Raw genomic sequence first — 18,640 nt, forward strand, 5'->3', positions numbered from 1 at the left:
CCTGGAGGGCGTGGTGGTCGATTGCCCGACCATCGGAGTTTCGTTTGCATTTCATGGAGGTATTGTCTCTCAATATGACAATACTTTCGATAGGCTTAGTAAATCCAATCGGCATATACCCCTTCAGTGTCCGCGTCATCTGCTCATACAACTGTGCATGGACGAATTTCGAGGTCCGGTCGATGGCGACGAAGAGATACGCCTTGCCCTGAGCCGTACAGGCCTCGGTGATATCGATGTGCAGATAGCCCAGCGGATAGTGCTTGAAGGGCTTCTGCTCACGGCCAGCTGTAGCAGCGCCGGGGAGGAGCGCTCGGCCCCACGGCGCGTCCTCGACCGTGTCGCGGTTGCGCTACTTGCGCACCGTCTTGGAGTTGAGGTTGTAGCGCTTGCTCGGCGGCGCGATCGAATCCGGCGATTGCTGTAGTTCAGCTCGGAGGGCGTGCGTGATCGTGGCACGCTGGTGAAGAACATGAGCCATGGATCCTCCTCCGGAGAGGTTTGCACCATAGACCACTACTTCCCGGGACCAAATACCTCCAGCCTGTCCGCCAAGACTTTGGCCAACCCCGCCGGCCGCTTCACGAGCAGCCGGATCTACAACCTTTCGCGAGTGGCACCCTGCAACATGACAGTTGATTATGTCCCTAACAATCGGTTATCCATTCGCCATGTGGACTGCGGCGAACGGCCGCAGCAGTCCCCATGAAAGGTTCAAGAAGAACGCCCCCGGCGCCGATTCGCCGGAACGTCAGCGATCTGGGCAAACCCCGCCCGCCGGTTCAGGACCCGGCTCGGCAGGCAGGTCAGCCCTTGAAGAGGAGGCTGCAGTATGAACAATTGGGAAGTCATTTCGGCCAGAGGGGCGTCCAGCGTGGACTGGCATCCTACGGCAGAACCGCTGAACAACAGGGACGCCATAGATGTCTTGGAGCGCACTGTTGTTGCCGATCTGCAATTCATTCCGCTGTACCGGGAACTGTGCGAGAAGGTGAAGCTGCTCGCACAGCGTGCCGAGAGCTGCATCTGCGGGGCTCCAGAGCGGAACTTCCATCTCGATGCTGCCAGAGCGATCGACTCGGTGATGGGCTTCGCCAGCGGCCGGCCCCCCATTCTGACCGACGAGCAGCGTCGGCTGCTGGGCGACCTGCAGTCCGAGTTCAGCCGTACCCTGCGGCAGAGCCTGAACGCCGGAGACCGGCACCGCCAGGCGGTGGAGAAGGCCAAGCGGGCCTCTCTCGACTTCCTCGAACGTGCCGGCCGGCCCCTCGTCATGGACCCTGTGGCAGCATAAGGCCCGCCTGGCAGCCTGCAAAACTTCGCCGGACCATTGGCAGGAACGCCCCCACTCGAGCAAGGATGCTCCCGAGTCCCTTTTCCCCCTCTTCGCTTGCCTAAGACCAGGCCATCGTGCTGGTTTTCGCCACGCATTCGCCATGCCTCGAGCCGCTGGAGTCCCCGCCATCGATATCTCTCACTCCGAAACTCCCTCCCCCCTCACAGCCTACCAGCAGGCCATCGAGCGGGACGGTTTCCAGGCGGACGAGGCGCAGCGCCAGGCGGCACTGCTGCTGGAAGACTGCCATCAGGCCCTGCACCAGATAGACCGCAGCCAGCCGCTGACCGGCGTCTACCTCTGGGGACCGGTCGGGCGCGGCAAGACCTGGCTGATGGACAGCTTCCATCGCAGCCTGCGCGTACCCGCCCGGCGACAGCACTTCCATCACTTCATGCGTTGGGTGCACCGGCGGCTGTTCCAGCTGACCGGTTCGGTCGACCCTCTGCGGCGGCTGGCCGGCGAACTGGGTACGGAAGTGCGCGTGCTGTGCTTCGACGAGCTGTTCGTCAGCGACATCGGTGATGCCATGCTGCTGGGCCCCCTGCTTCAGGCGGTGTTCGAACAGGGCGTAGTGGTGGTCGCCACCTCCAACCAGCCGCCGTCGCAGCTGTACACCGACGGCTTCAACCGCCAGCGCTTCCTGCGGGCCATTGCCGCCATGGAGCGGTATATGCAGGTCGCTTCCGTGGATGGCGGCCAGGATCATCGCCTGCATCCCGGCGCGCGCCAGCAGCGCTACTGGATCGCCAACCCCGACCAGGCAAGCGCCCTGGGCGAAGTCTTTGCACAGCTCACCCGGAGCATGCCGACTGCCAGCACTCCCATCCAGCTGGAGCACCGCAGCCTGTCCGTGGTGCGCCATGGCGAAGCGGCGGTCTGGTGCAACTATGCCGACCTCTGCGAGCAGCCCTTCTCCGCCTTCGACTTCATCGCCCTATGCGACCGCTTCCCAGCCATCCTGCTGGACGCAGTGCCCAGCATGAGCGGCCGCCAGCGCGAGGCGCGCATCGCACGCGGCACCGAGGATGGCGTCGAACGGGTGGTAGCCGGCGATCGCCAGCTGCCAGCGCTGTCCGCTCACGACGATGGCGTGCGGCGCTTCATCGCCCTGGTGGACGAGTGCTACGACCGCCGGGTACCACTCTATCTGGAGGCCGAAGTGGCCTTGGAGGCGCTCTACACCGAGGGCTACCTGTCCTTCCCGTTCCGCCGTACCCTGAGCCGCCTTCGGGAGATGCAGCTGCAGCGCTTCGGCAGGTCCTAGCCTCTGTCCTACCCCTCTTCCGCCCAGCGTACATGGCATACCATCACCGGCAGGCCATGGGCCACGGCATAGTCGAGCCAGCGGCGCTGATTGTCTTGCAGGCGATCGCCAGGCCCCTTTACCTCGATCATCTGGTAGCGCCGCTCGGCCGGCCAGAACTGGATCAGGTCCGGCAGCCCCGAGCGATTCACCGGGATGTCACGCAGAATGCGCTCGAAGAACAGCCGCAGGTGCGCTCCCGGAATGCAGGCCAGGGCCTGCTCCAGCAAAGCCCCGTCGAGCAGCTCCCAGGCGACGAAGGGCGACTGCAGGCCATGCTTTTCCCGGAAGGTACGGCGGATCGCCTCGCCATGTTCGTCGCGATCCAGAAGTGCCAGGCAGCGGACAAAGAGATCGGCGCGGCGCGCCTGGAAATCAGCCCGGGCGAGATCAGCCGGGCCGGCGTGGAAGGGATGGAAGAAGCCCCCCGCCAGCGGGGCGAAGATCGCCTCCCAGCAGAGCAGGCCGAACAGCGAGCCGATCAGCGCGTTCTCCACATAATGCACCGGCGCCCCCGGCCGGCTCAGTTGCTCGCGCACCGCCTGTTCGACGGCAGACTCCGACCTGGGCAGGAGTAGATCAAGGTGCTCGAGCGCCGTGGCCTTCCTGCGCTGCGCTGATGCCTGTCCGAGGGTGCGGCGCAGGCGCAGCAGGATGCGCTCCAGCTGCTGGGCCTCTTCGTCGCTCTCGGCGCGGCGGCAGCGACCAGGGCCAGCTCCAGCGCCGCCTCGGGCTGTCCGCAGCGCTCCAGCACCCGAATGGCCCGCTCCCTTGCCCCGGGATGGCGGTTGCCGGCGTGCAGGCGCAGTGCGGCGGGCAGATTTCCCTCGCGCTCGAGCTGCCGGGCGAGCTGCAGCAGCAACTGGCCACGCCGGCTCTCCAGCCAGGCGTTAGTGTAGGAATCATGCGGCATGTCGGCCAGCACGCCACTGGCCGCCTCGCCTGCCTCGAAGCGCTCGCGGCAGCGCTGCAGGTGCAGGTAGGCGTCCACTTCCCGGCGACTGCCGAAGGCCCTTGACTCCAGGGAGGTAGAAGGGGTCGGCGAGAGACCGGGGTAACGCGGCGCGAGAGTCGGCCATACGGTTTGAACAGCTCCGAAATTCCTGTATCTATCCGGCCACCAGGCCAGCCGGCAAGGGGCCGGTATCATTCCGGTTGCCAGCAACTCCGATTGCCGGTAATGAAAATCGACCGTACCGGCCCTCTCTGCCAAGGCCGGGCTGGCCACTCCAAGGATGCCCCTATGCGCCGTTGCGCCACCCCTGCCCTCCTGCTGATCGCCAGCCTGCAGCTGGCCGCCGCCGAACTGGTCCTCGAACTGCCCCCAGGTTCGCGCCGCTGGTCCAGCGCCGAGCTGCTTGCCCATCCGCAGACGCGCAGCCTGTCGATTCCCGCCGACCCGACCTACCGGCGGAAGATGCATTACCGTGCACTGCCGCTGGCCGCGCTCCTCGAGGATGTACGCCCCGGCGATCACCTGCAGGCCCTGGCGCTGGACGGCTTCGCGGCCGAACTGCCCGCCGCCCCCCTGCTGCGCGAGGATGGCGCCCGCGCCTGGCTAGCCATCGAGGACCCTGCCACCCCTTGGCCCGCACTGGGTAGACACAAGGCCAGTGCCGGTCCCTTCTATCTGGTCTGGAGCGATCCCCAGGCGGGCGCCATCGGCCCCGAGCAGTGGCCCTTCCAGATCGCCCGGATTCGCCTGCTCGCATCGGTCGCCGAGCGCTTCCTGGCGCTGCTGCCGGCTGCCGACGCCAATGCCTCCGTCCAGGCCGGCTTCGCCCTGTTCCAGAAGCACTGCCTGGCCTGCCACCGCCTGAACGGCCAGGGCGATGCCCGGTTCGGCCCGGACCTGAACCTGCCGTACAATCCCACCGAGTACTTCCACGAAGCCTTCCTGCGCCGCTACATCCGCGACCCGCAGGGGCTACGCCAATGGCCGCAGGGACGCATGCCGGGCTTTTCCGTGGAGGTTCTCGCCGAGGATGAACTGGATCGCCTGCTGGCCTACCTGCGCCACATGGCCGGGCGCAAGGCCGGGTCCCGCTGAGCGGGCGGAACGACATCGGGGAAAGTCAGGCGGGGGCGGAACGCCGGCCAGGGATTGGCCGGCGCGAAGGACCTAAAGACCGGAATGGGCTGCTTCCTGGGTAACCCCCCAGCCATCGAGCACGCCGCCCAGAGGCAGCACCACGGACTCGAGGTCATGCTCGAAGTTGTCGATGCCGGCGTAGGTGGCGTACATCACCTTGCTCACCTGCAGGTGCCAGGCACCGTCGTCGCGGGCGGACACTTCCGTCCTCAGGGATTCGCCGCGAAAATTTCTGGCCGCCATGCGGGCCCGCTCCTCGTCGGGAAAGATGGCGTAAAACTCGATGGGGTGGACGCGGGCAAAGTCGAATCCGCCCTCCTTCATGCGGCGCAACACGACGCCGCTGACATCATCCGGGAAGGTGTTGTTGCTCATGAAAACGACCCCCTCTCAATGATGAATCGGTTGATATGCTGTTTCGGAAAGACGCGGCAGCGGAAATCTGCTGCCGCTTCCCTAGGATAGCCCCATCCCCGGCTGGTGGCCTAGCGGATCGGCAGATCCGTCGGGCGATTCGACGGGAGGGGCCTCAGCAGTTGCCGGGCTTGCCGATGGCCTGCAGCACGTACTGCGGCAGGGCGAAGGCGCCCTGGTGGATTTCCGGGTTGTAGTAGCGGGTAACAATGCCGCTGCCGGCGAAGCGCTGGCGCAGGATTTCCAGCGGCACCCGGCGCGAGGCGGCGCCACAGGCACCCCAGGCGAAGGTCATGGCGCCGCCTATGTAGGTCGGTACCGCGGCCTGGTAGAAGTGCCAGTCGGCAAACAGGCCATCCATCCGCTGCGCGGTGGTCTGCACCTCGGAAAGCTGCATGAAGGGCGTGCCGTTCTGGGTGACCAGGATGCCGCCGTCGTTCAGGCAGCGCCGGCAGGCCTGGTAGAAATTCTCGGAGAACAACACCTCGCCCGGGCCGATCGGGTCGGTGGAGTCGGAGATGATGACGTCGAACTTCTCCTCGGTGGTGGCGACGAAGCGCATGCCGTCGTCGATCACCAGGTTCAGGCGCGGGTCCTCGAAGGCGCCGCTGGAGTGGCGGGGCAGGAACTCCCGGCACATCTCCACCACGGTGGCGTCGATCTCGACCATGGTGACGTGTTCGACGCTGCGGTGCCGGCACACCTCGCGCAGGATGCCACCGTCGCCGCCGCCGACGATCAGCACGCGGTGCGCCGCGCCGTGGGCGAGGATCGGCACGTGGGTGAGCATCTCGTGGTAGATGAACTCGTCGGCCTCGGTGGTCTGGATCACCCCGTCGAGGGCCATCACCCGGCCCATGCGGGCATTCTCGAAGATCACCAGATGCTGATGCCCGGTGCGCACCTCATGAAGCAGCTTGTCCATGCGGAAACGCTGGCCGTATCCGTCGTAGAGGGTTTCCTGATAGTCACTCATGGCTCGGTTTCCCCTGAATCTGGCTGACTTGAACGCTGGCGCCCAGCTCTGCAAGCCGGGCTTGTGGAAAGGGGCGCATTCTACGTTGGTGGGATGACAGCTGAAACCTGGCCACCCCGGAGACTGAGCTTCGAAACAGACAATTCGGGTGATGATCTTTATCGCCGCGGCATGTCAGCCGCTCGAACTTGAAGATTGAAAGGCACCACAGCAGGCGGCTCTAGCGCTATTGCTCAGGGCGGCGGAATCCGCGCCAGCACCTTGGCAGGCACCGTCAGCGGCAACGCCAGGATCAATCCTTCGCCGGAGGCGGGATAGATCCAGCTCAGCGCCGTGATATTAACCTGATGTGACACCAGTACCACTGGCCCGCCGCGTGGCAGCGCGTTAATCGCCTCGCGCAGTTCATGGGTCTGCAGTTCGGCGCGCTCGGCGCTTTCGAAGAAGGAGTCCAGTGCCGGTAACGGCTGGACGGCCTCCAGTTGCATCCCCCGGGCAGTGGCCCAGGGCGCGGCACCAGCGGCTGCTGTAGAGCCGCGGCCGCTCGATCCACTGCTGGCGCAGCAACTCGCCCCAGCGCTGGGCCTCCCGACGGCCACGGTCGTCGAGGTTTCTCTGGCTACGGCAATCCCCGAGCACGAATCCCGGCGGATCGCCGAAACCGGGTGCGGTGGCGTGTCGCAACAGCAGCACTGCGTGCTCGTCACACAAGGCATCCCAGGCGGAACCAGGCGCGGCATGCAGCGGACCGCTCAGCAGTACGAGCACCATGCTCCACAGCAGCATCATGCCCTGTCGCACAATGCAGCCGAACCTCTGGGCAATGGCCAAAAGGTGAAACCCCAGCAGCATCCGCGCAGGCCACGTCCGAGCGAACCAGGCTTGCCGCGGGCTCAGGGTACTCCGGCACTGGAGCTGGCGCTGCGTGGCCCCATAAATAGCCAGATGATCAGGCCGAGGACCGGCAGGATGACAATCAGCAGCACCCAGAGCACTTTCTTGGTTGTGTCAGTCCGGCTGCGGATGACGTGGACGATGGCCCAAATATCGAGCACCAGGATGATCAGACTTAAAAGGCCGCCAAAGACATCCATTGAATGTACTCCTTTCCAGGGGACAGGTACCTAGTTAGGATGGCGCGGCCAGGCGATGGTTCAGCGCAGTCTCAGCAGGACGCCGGCTCGATCGTCGCAAAGCTGGCCACGGTCGGATACTCCCCCAGCGTGCCACCCTCGCGAGCCAGGCCGCAGGTCCGCATGCCGGCCGCGCAGGCGGCGTCGAGTTCCTGCACCACGTCGGAGAGAAACAGGATCTCCCCTGCCGGGCGGCCGATGGCTTCGGCGATGCGCGCATAGGACGCAGCCTCGCGCTTTGGCCCGCTGGTGGTATCGAAGTAGCCGGAGAACAGCGGCGACAGGTCGCCGGCCTCCGAGCAGCCGAAGATCAGCCGCTGAGCCTGGATCGAGCCGGAGGAATACACGTAGAGGTCGTATCCCTCGGACCTCCAGCGCTGCAGCGCGGCTACGGCGTCCGGATAGACATGCCCCTTGAGCTGACCGGCACGGTAGCCCTGCTCCCAGACCATGCCCTGCAGCGCCTTGAGCGGCGTGGCCTTGCGGTCCTCGGCAATCCAGCCGAGGAGGATCTCGATGACCCTCTCGATATCGGCGTTCGCCTCGCCGCTCTCGGCGCGCACGGCCTCGAGCTGGGCAGCAACCTCCGCCTTGCCGGCATGCTCACGGACGAACGCCGGCAAATGCTCACGGGCATAGGGGAACAGCACGTCGAAGACGAAGCTGACTGCGCTGGTGGTGCCTTCGATGTCGGTGAGGATGGCTCGAATCGGCATGTCAGTCTTCCAGCTCGGGAAAGCGGTGGGAAATGGGATCGCCGGTGAACTGGGCGACCCAGCCTTCCGGGTTGTTGAACAGCCGGATACAGATGAAATGCGAATGCTCGCCCATGTCGAACCAGTGGCGCGTGCCGGCCGGCACCGAAATCAGATCATTGCGCTCGCAGAGCGCGGCGTACACCTCGTTGCCGACATGCAGCGAGAACAGCCCGCGCCCGGCGACGAAGAAACGCACCTCGTCTTCGCCGTGGGTGTGCTCGTCGAGGAACTTGGCGCGCAGCTCGTCCTTCTGTGGATGCCGGTCGGTCAGACTGACGACGTCGACGGCGACATAGCCGCCCTCGGCCTTCAGCCGCTCGATCTGCGTACGGTAGGCAGCGAGCACCTCCTCCTGGCTGGCGCCAGGAGCGATCGGCGCCTCGGCTTGCCAGCGCTCGAAACGCACGCCGATCTTGGCCAGGGTGGCGGCGATGTCCTCGCCATGGTTGAGTATCTTGTAGGGCTGGGCGGGGTTGTCGTCGCTATAGACGCTCAGGGAACTCATGGGGCAGATCTCCTTGTTCGTGGGGTCCGGCCAGGCCGCCAGACCGGGCGGATGCGCCGGCAGTCTCTCGGCTCAGCGGCGTTGCAGGGCACGCATTTTCAGTTCGCAGTCGAAGAGGAACTCGAAGGCCTCCACCTGGCGCAGGGCGTCATTCATGGTGGCGCCCCAGGTATAGAGGCCGTGGCCGCGGATCAGGTAGCCAACGCAGTCGGGATGCTCATCCAACCAGGGCTGCACCCGGCTGGCCAGGCGGGCGATGTCCTGATCGTTGTCGAAGATCGGCAGGCAGACTTGGCACTCGTGGGTGGAGATGCCGGCAAAGGCCTTTTGCAGCTCGTAGTCGGCGAACACCAGGGAGTCGCTCAGAGTCAACCGGGAGAGCACGGTGGCACTCACGGAATGAGTATGCAGTACCGCGCCGATCTGCGCCTTCCAGGTATACAGCTGGGTATGCAGCAGGGTCTCGGCCGAGGGCTTCTTGCCCGGCTCCAGGCTGTTGCCAGCCATGTCTGTGACCAACACGTCGTCCTCGCCGAGCTGGCCCTTGTGCTTGCCGGAAACGGTGAGCAGCGCCTCGCTGGACGACAGCCGCGCCGAGTAGTTGCTGCTGGTGGCCGGCGACCAGCCGCGGCCGTACAGGAAGCGCCCGGCTTCGATGATCTGCTGGGCAAGTTGTGCGCGGGTCAGGCTCATGGCCCCTCCTCTCTCAAACAGGTGGCGACGGTAATGGCGGCGGCCAGCGCCGCCAGGCTGGCCAGGGCGAAGGTCCAGGCCGGACCGAGACTCGTCCAGCTATAGCCGGAATACAGCGCCCCGAGGGCGCCGCCAACCCCGGACAGGGTCGCATACAGGGCCTGGCCTTGTCCCTGCTGGCGGGCGCCGAAGCTGCGCTGCACGAAGTGGATGGCCGTGGCATGGAAACAGCCGAAGGTCGCCGCGTGCATCAGCTGGGCAAGCAGCAGAATGGCCAGATGGTCGGCCAGATTGCCCAGCAGCAACCAGCGCAGCGCGGCCAGCAGGAAGCTGGCAAGCAGCAGCTGGCGCAGGGAGAAACGTCGCAGCAACGCGGCCATCGCCAGGAACAGCAGGATCTCTGCCAGCACGCCGAGGGCCCAGAACTGGCCGATCAGCCCACGCCCGTAGCCCAGGTTTTCCAGATGGATACTGATGAAGGTGTAGTAAGGTCCGTGGCTCAGCTGCATCAGCGCCACGCCGGCATAGAAGGCCAGCACCCTGGGGCGGAGCAACTGAGCGAGGAAGCCGCCCTGCGCCTCCAGGTCGGCCCGCGGCTCCGGCTGGGCGTTGGGCACCCAGCAGCTGCCGAGGACGATTCCGCCCATGATCAGCACGATTATCCAAGGGAAAACCTCCAGACCGAGCCACTCGAACAGCTGGCCGAGCCCGACCACTGCGACGATGAAGCCGATGCTGCCCCATAGGCGCAGCTGGCTGTAGCGTGCCGACTGTTCGCGCAGGTGGGCCAGGGTGATCACCTCGAACTGCGGCAACACGGCATGCCAGAAGAAGGCGTGTAGAGCCATTACCAGCGCCAGCCAGGCATAACTCCGGCCGACGAAGATCAGCGCGAAGGAGCCCAGGGTGCAGACCGCGCCGAGCCGCACGATAGCCAGCCGCCGGCCGCTCGCATCGCCCAGCCAGCCCCACAGGTTCGGCGCCAGGCAGCGCATCAGCATGGGAATCGCCAATAGCTCGCCGATGCGTGCGGCGGAAAAGCCCAGATGGTCGAAATACAGCGAGAAGAACGGCGCCGTCGCGCCGAGCAGGGCAAAATAAAAGAAATAGAAGCCGGAGAGGCGCCAATAGGGCAACGCAGAGGACATGATCACTCGAACGCAGGTTGGATGGAGCGCAGCGATACCCAACGGGCCGGCTGTTGGATATCGCTGCGCTCCACCCAACCCATGCGATGGCTCACAGTTGCGAAAGCACCGGGGTGATCACCTGCACCTCGGCGTTCTGCGCGCGGTGGCGCAGCAGGTGATCCATCAGCACTATGGCCATCATCGCCTCGGCGATGGGCGTAGCACGAATGCCAACGCAGGGATCGTGGCGGCCCTTGGTGATCACTTCCACTGGATTGCCGTGAATGTCGATGGAGCGGCCGGGGGTGGTGATGCTGGAAGTCGGCTTGAGCGCCAGGTGGGCGACGATCGGCTGGCCCGAGGAAATGCCGCCGAGGATGCCGCCGGCGTTATTGGACAGGAAGCCGTCCGGGGTCAGCTCGTCGCGGTGCTCGGTACCGCGCTGGGCGATGCTGGCGAAACCGGCACCAATCTCCACGCCCTTGACCGCGTTGATGCTCATCAGCGCGTGGGCCAGCTCGGCGTCGAGGCGGTCGAAGATCGGCTCGCCGAGACCTGGCGGCACGCCTTCGGCGACCACGGTGATCTTGGCGCCGACCGAATCCTGGTCGTGACGCAGCTGGTCCATATAAGCCTCGAGCTCCGGCACCTTGTCCGGATCGGGGCTGAAAAAGGCGTTCTGTTCTACCGAATCCCAGGTCTTGAAGGGAATCTCGATCGAGCCGAGCTGACTCATATAGCCGCGTACGGCGATGCCCTGGGTCGCCAGGTATTTCTTGGCGATGGCACCGGCAGCCACGCGCATGGCGGTCTCGCGCGCCGAGCTGCGGCCGCCACCGCGGTAGTCGCGGATGCCATACTTGTGGTGGTAGGTGTAGTCGGCGTGGGCCGGGCGGAACAGGTCCTTGATCGCCGAGTAGTCCTTGGACTTCTGGTCGGTGTTGCGGATCAGCAGGCCAATGGGGCAACCGGTGGTCCGACCCTCGAATACTCCGGAAAGGATCTCCACCGCATCATCTTCCTGACGCTGGGTGGTGTAGCGGCTGGTGCCGGGCTTGCGCCGGTCAAGGTCGCGCTGCAGGTCGGCGGCCGACAGCTCGAGCCCCGGCGGGCAGCCATCGACGATGGCCATCAGGGCCGGGCCGTGGCTCTCGCCGGCAGTGGTGACAGTGAACAGCTTGCCGTAGGTATTGCCGGACATGCAGGGCTCCGCGAACAATCAGCCTGATCGAAGGTGTGCGAGTATACCCAAGGGGGCTCTGCCAGTTCATCCTCCGAACCCTGCGTCCACCGGCGCACCACCCCGACCATAGCTGTCCGCCATGCTGCGAGTATTCCTTCTGCTTCTTCTCGTCCTTGCCACAGGCTCCGTCCAGGCCTGGACCAACCTGTACCAGCCCATCGAGCTGGCGACCCCGAGCGGCACGCTGTACGGCTCGTTGCTGCTGCCGCAAAGCAACAGCCCTGTGCCGGTGGCCCTGCTGATCGCCGGCTCCGGTCCCACCGACCGCAACGGCAACAATCCGGCCGGGCACAACGACAGCCTCAAGCGCCTGGCCGAGGCCCTGGCCCGGCGCGGCATCGCCAGCGTGCGCTACGACAAGCGCGGCGTCGCCGCCAGCTTGGCCGCCGCACCGGACGAGCGGATGCTGAGCGCGGAAGGCTATGTCGCCGATGCTGAAGCCTGGGGGCGCAAGCTCAAGGCCGACCCACGCTTCTCCCGGTTGGTCCTGATCGGTCACAGCGAGGGCGCGCTGATCGCCAGCCTGGCTGCCGAACAGGCCGGCGCCGCCGCGCTGGTCGCCATCGCCGGCAGCGGCCGGCCGATCGACCAGGTTCTGCTGGAGCAGCTGCGCACGCGCCTGCCTCCACCCCTGCTGGCCTTCAGTACGGCGCTGATCGAGGAACTCAAGGCGGGACGCCCCCATGAGCGGATTCCCGAGTCGCTCAAGGTGCTGTTTCGCCCCAGCGTGCAGCCCTACCTGATCTCGCTGTTCCGCCAGGACCCGGCGGCGGCCTTTGCCCGACTGCGCATCCCGGCGCTGATCGTCCAGGGGCGCCACGACATCCAGGTCGGAATGAAGGACGCTCAGTCCCTCAAGGCCGCCAAGCCCGACGCCGAGCTGCTGCCAATCGACGGCATGAACCATGTGCTGCGCATCGTCCCGGCGGATACACAGCGCCAGCTGCCTTCCTACGACAACCCGGAACTACCGCTGGCCAGCATCCTGGGCCAGGCGATTGGTGACTTCATACTGCGGGACGAGCAGCCAAGGTAAGCCTCACCCGACTGCGCCCGGGCATGAGGCTCTAGGCGGAAAGCCGCGCGCGAAACAACTCCTGATACTCTCGGCACTGGGCGGCGGCCAGCAGGAAGACGCCATGTCCTCCCTGGCTGAACTCCAGCCAGGTGAAATCCACTTCCGGGTAGAGCGCCTCCACATGCACCTGGCTGTTGCCCACCTCGACGATCAGCACACCCCGCTCGGTCAGATGGTCGGCCGCCTCCGCCAGTATGCGCCGCACCAGATCCAGACCGTCCTCGCCGCAGGCCAGCCCCATGGCCGGCTCGTGGTGGTATTCCTCCGGCATGTCGGCAAAGTCCTCGGCGTCCACATAGGGCGGGTTGGAAACGATGAGGTCGAAGCGCTGCCCCGGCAGACCAGCGAAACCATCGCCCTGCACGGTATAGACGCGCTCGTCCAAACCGTGGCGCTCAATGTTCCGGTTGGCCACTTCGAGCGCATCGAAGGACAGATCAGCCAGCACTACTTCGGCTTCGGGGAATTCGTAGGCGCAGGCGATGCCTATGCAGCCGGAGCCGGTGCAAAGGTCGAGGATCCGCACCGGCTCATGGGGCAGCCAAGGGGCGAAGCGCTGGCCGATCAGCTCGCCAATGGGCGAGCGCGGCACCAGCACCCGCTCGTCGACCAGGAACGGCAGATTGCAGAACCAGGCCTCGCCGAGTAGATAGGCCGCCGGGATGCGCTCTTCGATGCGGCGCAGAAGCAGGGTTCCGAGGTGCATGCACTCGTCCTCCTCGAGGCGACAGTCCAGATAGCCATCGGCCATTTCCCAAGGCAGATGCAAGGCACCGAGCACCAACTGACGTGCCTCGTCCCAAGCGTTGTCGGTGCCGTGGCCGAAATACAGTCCCTCTGCATGTAAACGGCTGACCGCCCAGCGAATATAATCACGCAGGGTGCGCAGACGAGTCGGGATAGCTGCCATGGGGACCTCCAAGTCAAAGGGCAGGCATTTTAGCAGGCAGCAGGGCTCGCCACGGTGAGAGCCAGGCCATTACATATTGGTAGCCTATGCGGTTGATTGGTTACTAGTTTTTTTGAAAGTAAGTGGCGGTGTAGGAATGCACCGCACGGTACCCCTCGACGGCCTTGCGCAGCGCCGCCGGCAGGGTGTAGGCGCGCTGCTGGTCGGCGAACAGGGTGTCGCCGCCTTCGGCCAGGAGTTGCTGGGCGTGCAGCATGGCGCCGAGGCTGGGCAACTCCTTGTAGGACAGGTCGGAATGCCAGAACTTGCCGGCGTCGCCCAGGCCGGTGAGTCGCCCGCTCTCGAGGATGTTGGAGATGATGAAGATCTCCAGATGGCCGGCGAGCAGGAACTGCTTGAGCACATGGATCTGCAGCTCGCCGAAGCGGCGGCTGAAGGCGATCGGCTGCTTGGGGATGATGCGCTGCTCGCGGAACACCAGCACTCGGTGGTCCAGGAAGGCACGGTGGATACGGGCGAAGTCCTCCGAATTGACCGGACGGAACAGATCCAGGCCGCGAACTTCGCCACCCAGCACCTCGTTGAGGGAACGGATCTCGAACGACTAGGCAGGAATTTGGGATGCAGACAACAAGGATTCAACCGCGGACATGGGGATCTCCAAACGCATGATCGGGCCCTGGCCCGACAAGACTGACAGTGGACGCGAATGGCACGTCCATTCCTTTTTCATGCGGCTCAACAGTTGGTCGGCGAGTAAAGGAGTCCCCCGGCTTAGCTGGGGGGGATTACCTTATTTATTTATAAGAAAAATCGAATTTCAGATTGCTCCTCTATGCATGCAGTATTGGGCCACAGCCTCCTGCAGGCCCATGAACCGGCGCTACAGATGGCTGGCCCACCAAATCACCGGACGACTTGGCATCGACACAGTCGGCCCAGGTGCATTCCGATGAGCATCACCGCAATCCGCAACGTTTCCCGGGCAGCCTCAGGGTCGCCCCGCCGGCCCGGCAGCCCGGCCTTCTCCGCGCTGCTGGCCCGCCTCGGCGAGGAATTCGCCAGACGCGCCGCCCACTACGACCGTACCGGCGATCTTTCTCAGGAAAACTTCCGCCGCCTGCACCAGGAGGGCCTGCAGGCCGGGGAGAGGGCGTTCGAAGCCGTCGAGTCCGAGGTCGTTCAGTAGCCACCCCCCCTGACCCTCACGGAACGGGAGCGACTCGCATGACCTTCAACCCCAACCTTTCCCGCCGCCGCCTGCTCGGTCTGGCCGGCGCCGCAGCCGCCGCCGTCGGCCGCATCGCCTGGACCGCCGACCCACAGTTTTCCACCCCCGACCCTGGCAGGGAGGCAGTGAGGATTGCCCAGTCGCCTGCGACAAATCGCAGCGCTTTCCCCTGCCCACCTTCAGGTTTCGCCTTTCACACCTCCCGCACGGGGGCCTGATCGGCCCGGGATTGCGTCATGTGCCTCGAGATCGGCTACAGTCACCCACGATATGGCCGCCAGGCAACCTGGCTGGCCCCTGTGCAGCGTTGGCCTCAAGCGACCCATCCGGTCCGCTCGCGGAGCCGAAAAGACGCTCAACCATTCGCCTAGGGAGAAAGTAGATGCCTTTACTGGCTGGGATTCTCAGCGTTCTCGCGCTGGTGCTGGCACTGGCCACCATCGTAGGAGTGATCGCCCCATCGCTGTTCAGGAACAGAAAGACCGGAGAGGTTCCCAAGCGCCTGTCCCTACTGGTCTGGGGATGCATTTCCGTGTTGGTGGCCATGGTGCTGGCGGGCAGCCTCGTGCCGCGCCCTGCGGCGGAGCCGGCCAAAGCCGGGACAAACGCGGAAGCCGCCTCCAGCGTCCCCGCCGCCGACGAGACGGCCACCACACCGGAACCGGCCGGCCCGCAATGACAGGCCCGCTCGCGTCCTTCACTCCCGCTTGACACTCCCCTGCCACGCCGCCACCCATGGCGGCGTGTTCGTTTCCGGCGCCGGACAGGCCGGAAGCCTTCTGCTCTTCGCCCCCCTATCTGCGCAAGCCGACGCTGGCAACAACGAGTGCAGACCACGCCAATACAGTAAGTATCCCCCGGCAAAGCTGGGAGCTTTATTCTGTTAGCCCCTCAGAGGGTGGGCGTAGTGCCACCCCTTTCAAGGTCTTGCACTTTCCTATCTAGGAAAGCCAAGGGAGTGAGGTTGATACCGCTTCGGTAGAGCGAATTTATTCGCGATGCTTCTGCTTTTGCCACCAATCGCAGATAAATCTGCTCCTACAGCCTTGCCGGCAAGCAGCCGATCGGCGTTCGGCCTCGGCCTTGCCCTGGGGCTGTGCACCGCCCTGCCCGCCCAGGCGGAAAGCCAGCTGCGCATCGGCTACCAGAAGTCCTCCACCCTGATCGCCCTGCTGAAGGCCCGCGGCACCCTGGAAAAGGCCCTGGCCGTCCAGGACATCCGCCTCAGCTGGCACGAGTTCGCCAGCGGCCAACCGCTGCTCGAAGCACTCAACGTCGGCAACCTCGACCTGTCCGCCGACGTCGCCGATACCGTGCCGGTGTTCGCCCAGGTTGCCGGCACCCATCTCGCCTATTTCGCCCAGGAGGCACCGTCGCCGGCCGCCCAGGCGATTCTGGCGCGCACCGACTCGCCGCTGCGCGGGCTGGCCGATCTCAAAGGCAAAAAGGTGGCGGTGACCAAGGCCGCCGGCAGCCACTACCTGCTGCTCGCCGCGCTGGCCAGGGCCGGCTTGAAGTTCTCCGACATCCAGCCGGCCTACCTGACCCCGGCCGACGGCCGCGCCGCCTTCGAGAACGGCAAGGTGGACGCCTGGGTAACCTGGGAGCCGTTCCTCAGCAGCGCCCAGCGCCAGCTGTCGACCCGCACCGTGGCCGACGGCGACAAGCTGGCCGCCTACCAGCGCTACTACCTGACCAGCCAGCGCTTTGCCAGGGAACACCCGCAGGTGCTGGAAGTGGTGTTCGCCGAGCTGGTCAAGGCCGGCGACTGGCTGCGCGCCAATCCCCGGGAGGCCGCGCGGATTCTCGCGCCGCTGTGGGGCAACCTGGCTCCAGAAATTGTCGAGCAGGCCAACGCCCGGCGCAGCTACCGGGTGCGCCCGGTGCAGACGGAGAGCTTGGCCGAGCAGCAGAAGATCGCCGATGCCTTCTTCGCCGAGGGCCTGCTGCCGAAGCGGGTCGATGCCCGCGACGTGTCGATCTGGCAGCCGCAGACGGCCGCCCGCTGAGTCCTTTTTCCCCGGCGGCACCCGACGCGCCGGGGATTTCCCTTCCTGTCTGCCGTCAAGCACCTGTCTGGGCCAGCAGGGCCTGCAGCTGCGCCCGCTCCCGGGCGTCGAGCCGGGCCAACTGTTCCTCGATGATGGTCAGCGGCGCGTACGACGGCGCAGCAGCGCCCGGCAGGTTGAGGTGGGCCGGGAGGATCTCGTCGCCGCTGCAGACCAGCAGGGCGAAATGGACGACGCTCTCCAGCTCGCGGGTGTTGCCCGGCCAGGCATGCCGCTCCAGGGCGAGCTGGGCCTCCGCCCCGAACTGCGGAAGATCCAGGCCCAGGCGGTGGGCATAGACGCCGAGAAAGTACTCGGCGAGCGGCAGGATATCCCCCGGCCGCTCGCGCAGCGCCGGCAACTCCAGGCGTCCCTCGTCGAGATAGCGGTAGAGCCGCTCGCTGAACTTGCCGGCGGCCACCGCCTGGGCCAGGTCGACGCTGCTGGCCGCCACCAGGCGCACGTCCACCGGCGTCGGCTGCTGCGCGCCGACGCGCAGCACCTCACGGGTTTCCAGGGCGGCGAGCAGCTTGCCCTGCAGGCCGAGCGGCAGGTCGCCGATCTCGTCCAGGTAGAGGGTGCCGCCGTTGGCCGAACCGAACCAGCCGGCCCGGCTGCAGGCCGAACCGGCATAGGCGCCGACGGCATGGCCGAACAGCTCGGCCTCGGCCCAAGTCGGGCTGAGCGCGCCGCAGTTGACCGCGACGAACAGGCCGCCCCGCCCGCTTTCGCGATGGATCTGCCGGGCCAGCAGCTCCTTGCCGGTACCGCTCTCGCCGCGGATCAGCACCGGCAAGTCGGTCGCAGCGAGGCGCTCCACCTCGCCACGCAGCCTGCGCGAGCGGGGATCGACGAACACCAGCGCCTTGGCACGAATGCTCAGCGGGCTCTTGTCGGCGTCGGGAAAGGTCAGCAGCGGCTGACCGGGCGGAAGATGGCGATTCATGGGGGTTCTCCTGACCGGGCCTCCGGGCCGGTCAGGCCCGGGACTATCGGCGATTGTCGGGTGGGAAACGGCTGCGTCCCGGCATCCGCCGGTTCTCGCGGGCGCCCGGGCGCCTCATACGCAGCGCCGCTCCAGTCGCTCGATCTGCCGCTGCAGGCGGTAGAGATGGGCGAAACCCTGCTCCCAGCGGTGGTGCCCTGAGTCCACGTTGATATGGCCGGCGCCGGGCAGGATGGTCGGCAGCGCGCCCCAGTCGCGGGCCAGCTCCAGGGCGCGAGCCGGCGTGGCGGTCGGATCGTTGTCCGAACCGACCAGCTGGCTGGGAAACGGCAGGCGCCCCCGGGAGATCGGCGCGAAACAGCGCAGCGGCTCATGACAGGTCGGGCGCTCGACATCCGCCGGCGCCACCAGCAGCGCCCCTCGCACCCGCCCCAACGAGGCCGGCGTGGCCTGGGCGGCCCAGCGCGCCACGGTGACGCAGCCGAGGCTGTGGGCAATGAGGATCGCCGGGGGGCGCTCGGCGGCGATTGCGCGCTCCAGCGCGGCGACCCAGCTGAAGGGATCGGGATTGTTCCAGTCGGCCTGCTCGACCCGCACGGCATTCGGCAGCGTGCGCTGCCAGTGGCTCTGCCAGTGCTCGTCGGGCGAGCCGTGCCAACCCGGCAGGATCAGGTAGCGAAGTGTCTGGCTGGGCATTGCGGGCCTCCTCGTGTGGGCAACGGAGACCAGTCTAGGGCAACCCTTTAAATTCTAAAAAAGAATAAAAAATTATTTATTTATTCCATTAATCTCATGCAGCAGGGCAGCAATAAATAACTATTAAATATATAAAAATCACTAA

Annotated in this window: 20 protein-coding genes and 3 pseudogenes; 9 read left to right on the forward strand and 14 right to left on the reverse strand. The window is 65.8% G+C overall.

The window, feature by feature from the left end:
• The 3 genes from ACYVD0_RS17255 to zapE all read left to right on the forward strand — a co-directional run.
• Window positions 1-427: hypothetical protein (locus tag ACYVD0_RS17255; protein ID WP_460427953.1), on the forward strand; the 427-nt coding region annotated here is incomplete at its 5' end.
• Between the two features lie 405 nt (window positions 428-832).
• Window positions 833-1,294, forward strand: a complete 462-nt coding sequence (locus ACYVD0_RS17260; protein WP_460427954.1) for a hypothetical protein — start codon at window positions 833-835, stop codon at window positions 1,292-1,294.
• 142 nt (window positions 1,295-1,436) lie between these two features.
• A complete protein-coding gene (gene zapE / locus ACYVD0_RS17265; protein ID WP_460427955.1) occupies window positions 1,437-2,603 on the forward strand; it encodes a cell division protein ZapE in 1,167 nt (388 codons plus the stop codon).
• A gap of 8 nt (window positions 2,604-2,611) precedes the next feature.
• Here the strand turns inward: zapE and ACYVD0_RS17270 are convergent.
• Window positions 2,612-3,669: pseudogene (locus ACYVD0_RS17270) on the reverse strand (VRR-NUC domain-containing protein); the annotation flags it as partial.
• Window positions 3,670-3,885: 216 nt separating this feature from the next.
• Between ACYVD0_RS17270 and ACYVD0_RS17275 the strand changes: the two are divergent.
• Window positions 3,886-4,692, forward strand: a complete 807-nt coding sequence (locus ACYVD0_RS17275) for a c-type cytochrome (RefSeq protein ID WP_460427956.1) — start codon at window positions 3,886-3,888, stop codon at window positions 4,690-4,692.
• A 72-nt stretch (window positions 4,693-4,764) separates the two neighbouring features.
• Here ACYVD0_RS17275 and ACYVD0_RS17280 read toward each other — a convergent pair whose 3' ends face one another.
• From ACYVD0_RS17280 to aroC, 9 genes and pseudogenes are all read right to left on the reverse strand, one after another.
• The gene (locus ACYVD0_RS17280; RefSeq protein ID WP_090939376.1) at window positions 4,765-5,109 is read right to left on the reverse strand and encodes a ribonuclease E inhibitor RraB; all 345 of its coding nucleotides are present in this window, start codon (window positions 5,107-5,109) and stop codon (window positions 4,765-4,767) included.
• A 154-nt stretch (window positions 5,110-5,263) separates the two neighbouring features.
• Window positions 5,264-6,124 carry a spermidine synthase gene (gene speE, locus ACYVD0_RS17285; RefSeq protein WP_460427957.1) on the reverse strand — a complete coding sequence of 287 codons (861 nt, stop codon included), beginning with the start codon at window positions 6,122-6,124 and terminating at the stop codon, window positions 5,264-5,266.
• A gap of 233 nt (window positions 6,125-6,357) precedes the next feature.
• Window positions 6,358-6,913 (reverse strand): annotated as a pseudogene (locus tag ACYVD0_RS17290) (histidine phosphatase family protein).
• Between the two features lie 104 nt (window positions 6,914-7,017).
• On the reverse strand, window positions 7,018-7,218 hold the full coding sequence (locus ACYVD0_RS17295; RefSeq protein ID WP_460427958.1) for a PLDc N-terminal domain-containing protein: 201 nt from the start codon (window positions 7,216-7,218) through the stop codon (window positions 7,018-7,020).
• A 71-nt stretch (window positions 7,219-7,289) separates the two neighbouring features.
• Window positions 7,290-7,973: an acireductone synthase gene (gene mtnC / locus ACYVD0_RS17300; RefSeq protein WP_460427959.1), complete on the reverse strand. Its 684-nt coding sequence runs from the start codon at window positions 7,971-7,973 to the stop codon at window positions 7,290-7,292.
• A gap of 1 nt (window position 7,974) precedes the next feature.
• Complete coding sequence (locus tag ACYVD0_RS17305; protein ID WP_460427960.1) at window positions 7,975-8,520, reverse strand: 1,2-dihydroxy-3-keto-5-methylthiopentene dioxygenase; 546 nt, start codon at window positions 8,518-8,520, stop codon at window positions 7,975-7,977.
• Between the two features lie 72 nt (window positions 8,521-8,592).
• Window positions 8,593-9,213 carry a methylthioribulose-1-phosphate dehydratase gene (locus tag ACYVD0_RS17310; RefSeq protein WP_460427961.1) on the reverse strand — a complete coding sequence of 207 codons (621 nt, stop codon included), beginning with the start codon at window positions 9,211-9,213 and terminating at the stop codon, window positions 8,593-8,595.
• Window positions 9,210-10,361 carry an MFS transporter gene (locus tag ACYVD0_RS17315; protein WP_460427962.1) on the reverse strand — a complete coding sequence of 384 codons (1,152 nt, stop codon included), beginning with the start codon at window positions 10,359-10,361 and terminating at the stop codon, window positions 9,210-9,212. The genes ACYVD0_RS17310 and ACYVD0_RS17315 overlap by 4 nt, the downstream gene beginning before the upstream one ends.
• A gap of 91 nt (window positions 10,362-10,452) precedes the next feature.
• Window positions 10,453-11,544 carry a chorismate synthase gene (gene aroC / locus ACYVD0_RS17320; protein WP_460427963.1) on the reverse strand — a complete coding sequence of 364 codons (1,092 nt, stop codon included), beginning with the start codon at window positions 11,542-11,544 and terminating at the stop codon, window positions 10,453-10,455.
• Between the two features lie 121 nt (window positions 11,545-11,665).
• Here aroC and ACYVD0_RS17325 point away from each other — a divergent pair, with 121 nt between their 5' ends.
• Complete coding sequence (locus tag ACYVD0_RS17325; protein WP_460427964.1) at window positions 11,666-12,622, forward strand: alpha/beta hydrolase; 957 nt, start codon at window positions 11,666-11,668, stop codon at window positions 12,620-12,622.
• Between the two features lie 31 nt (window positions 12,623-12,653).
• Here the strand turns inward: ACYVD0_RS17325 and prmB are convergent, their stop codons facing one another.
• A complete protein-coding gene (gene prmB, locus ACYVD0_RS17330; RefSeq protein WP_460427965.1) occupies window positions 12,654-13,574 on the reverse strand; it encodes a ribosomal protein L3 N(5)-glutamine methyltransferase in 921 nt (306 codons plus the stop codon).
• 118 nt (window positions 13,575-13,692) lie between these two features.
• A pseudogene (locus ACYVD0_RS17335) lies at window positions 13,693-14,169 on the reverse strand (TauD/TfdA dioxygenase family protein); the annotation flags it as partial.
• A gap of 357 nt (window positions 14,170-14,526) precedes the next feature.
• Between ACYVD0_RS17335 and ACYVD0_RS17340 the strand changes: the two are divergent.
• The 4 genes from ACYVD0_RS17340 (at window position 14,527) to ACYVD0_RS17355 (ending at window position 16,814) form a co-directional block, all read left to right on the forward strand.
• On the forward strand, window positions 14,527-14,763 hold the full coding sequence (locus ACYVD0_RS17340; RefSeq protein WP_460427966.1) for a hypothetical protein: 237 nt from the start codon (window positions 14,527-14,529) through the stop codon (window positions 14,761-14,763).
• A 38-nt stretch (window positions 14,764-14,801) separates the two neighbouring features.
• Window positions 14,802-15,023: a hypothetical protein gene (locus tag ACYVD0_RS17345; protein WP_460427967.1), complete on the forward strand. Its 222-nt coding sequence runs from the start codon at window positions 14,802-14,804 to the stop codon at window positions 15,021-15,023.
• 164 nt (window positions 15,024-15,187) lie between these two features.
• A complete protein-coding gene (locus tag ACYVD0_RS17350) occupies window positions 15,188-15,484 on the forward strand; it encodes a hypothetical protein (protein ID WP_460427968.1) in 297 nt (98 codons plus the stop codon).
• A gap of 367 nt (window positions 15,485-15,851) precedes the next feature.
• On the forward strand, window positions 15,852-16,814 hold the full coding sequence (locus tag ACYVD0_RS17355) for a type 2 periplasmic-binding domain-containing protein (RefSeq protein WP_460427969.1): 963 nt from the start codon (window positions 15,852-15,854) through the stop codon (window positions 16,812-16,814).
• Window positions 16,815-16,869: 55 nt separating this feature from the next.
• On the opposite strand, the gene ACYVD0_RS17360 is transcribed toward ACYVD0_RS17355, so the two are convergent.
• Together ACYVD0_RS17360 and ACYVD0_RS17365 are read right to left on the reverse strand one after the other, a co-directional pair.
• Window positions 16,870-17,799, reverse strand: a complete 930-nt coding sequence (locus tag ACYVD0_RS17360) for a transcriptional regulator (protein ID WP_460427970.1) — start codon at window positions 17,797-17,799, stop codon at window positions 16,870-16,872.
• Window positions 17,800-17,913: 114 nt separating this feature from the next.
• Window positions 17,914-18,495 (reverse strand): RBBP9/YdeN family alpha/beta hydrolase, encoded by a 582-nt coding sequence (locus ACYVD0_RS17365; RefSeq protein WP_460427971.1) that lies wholly within the window; start codon window positions 18,493-18,495, stop codon window positions 17,914-17,916.
• Between the last annotated feature and the right edge of the window lie 145 nt (window positions 18,496-18,640).

The organism is Azotobacter armeniacus, from assembly GCF_054779355.1.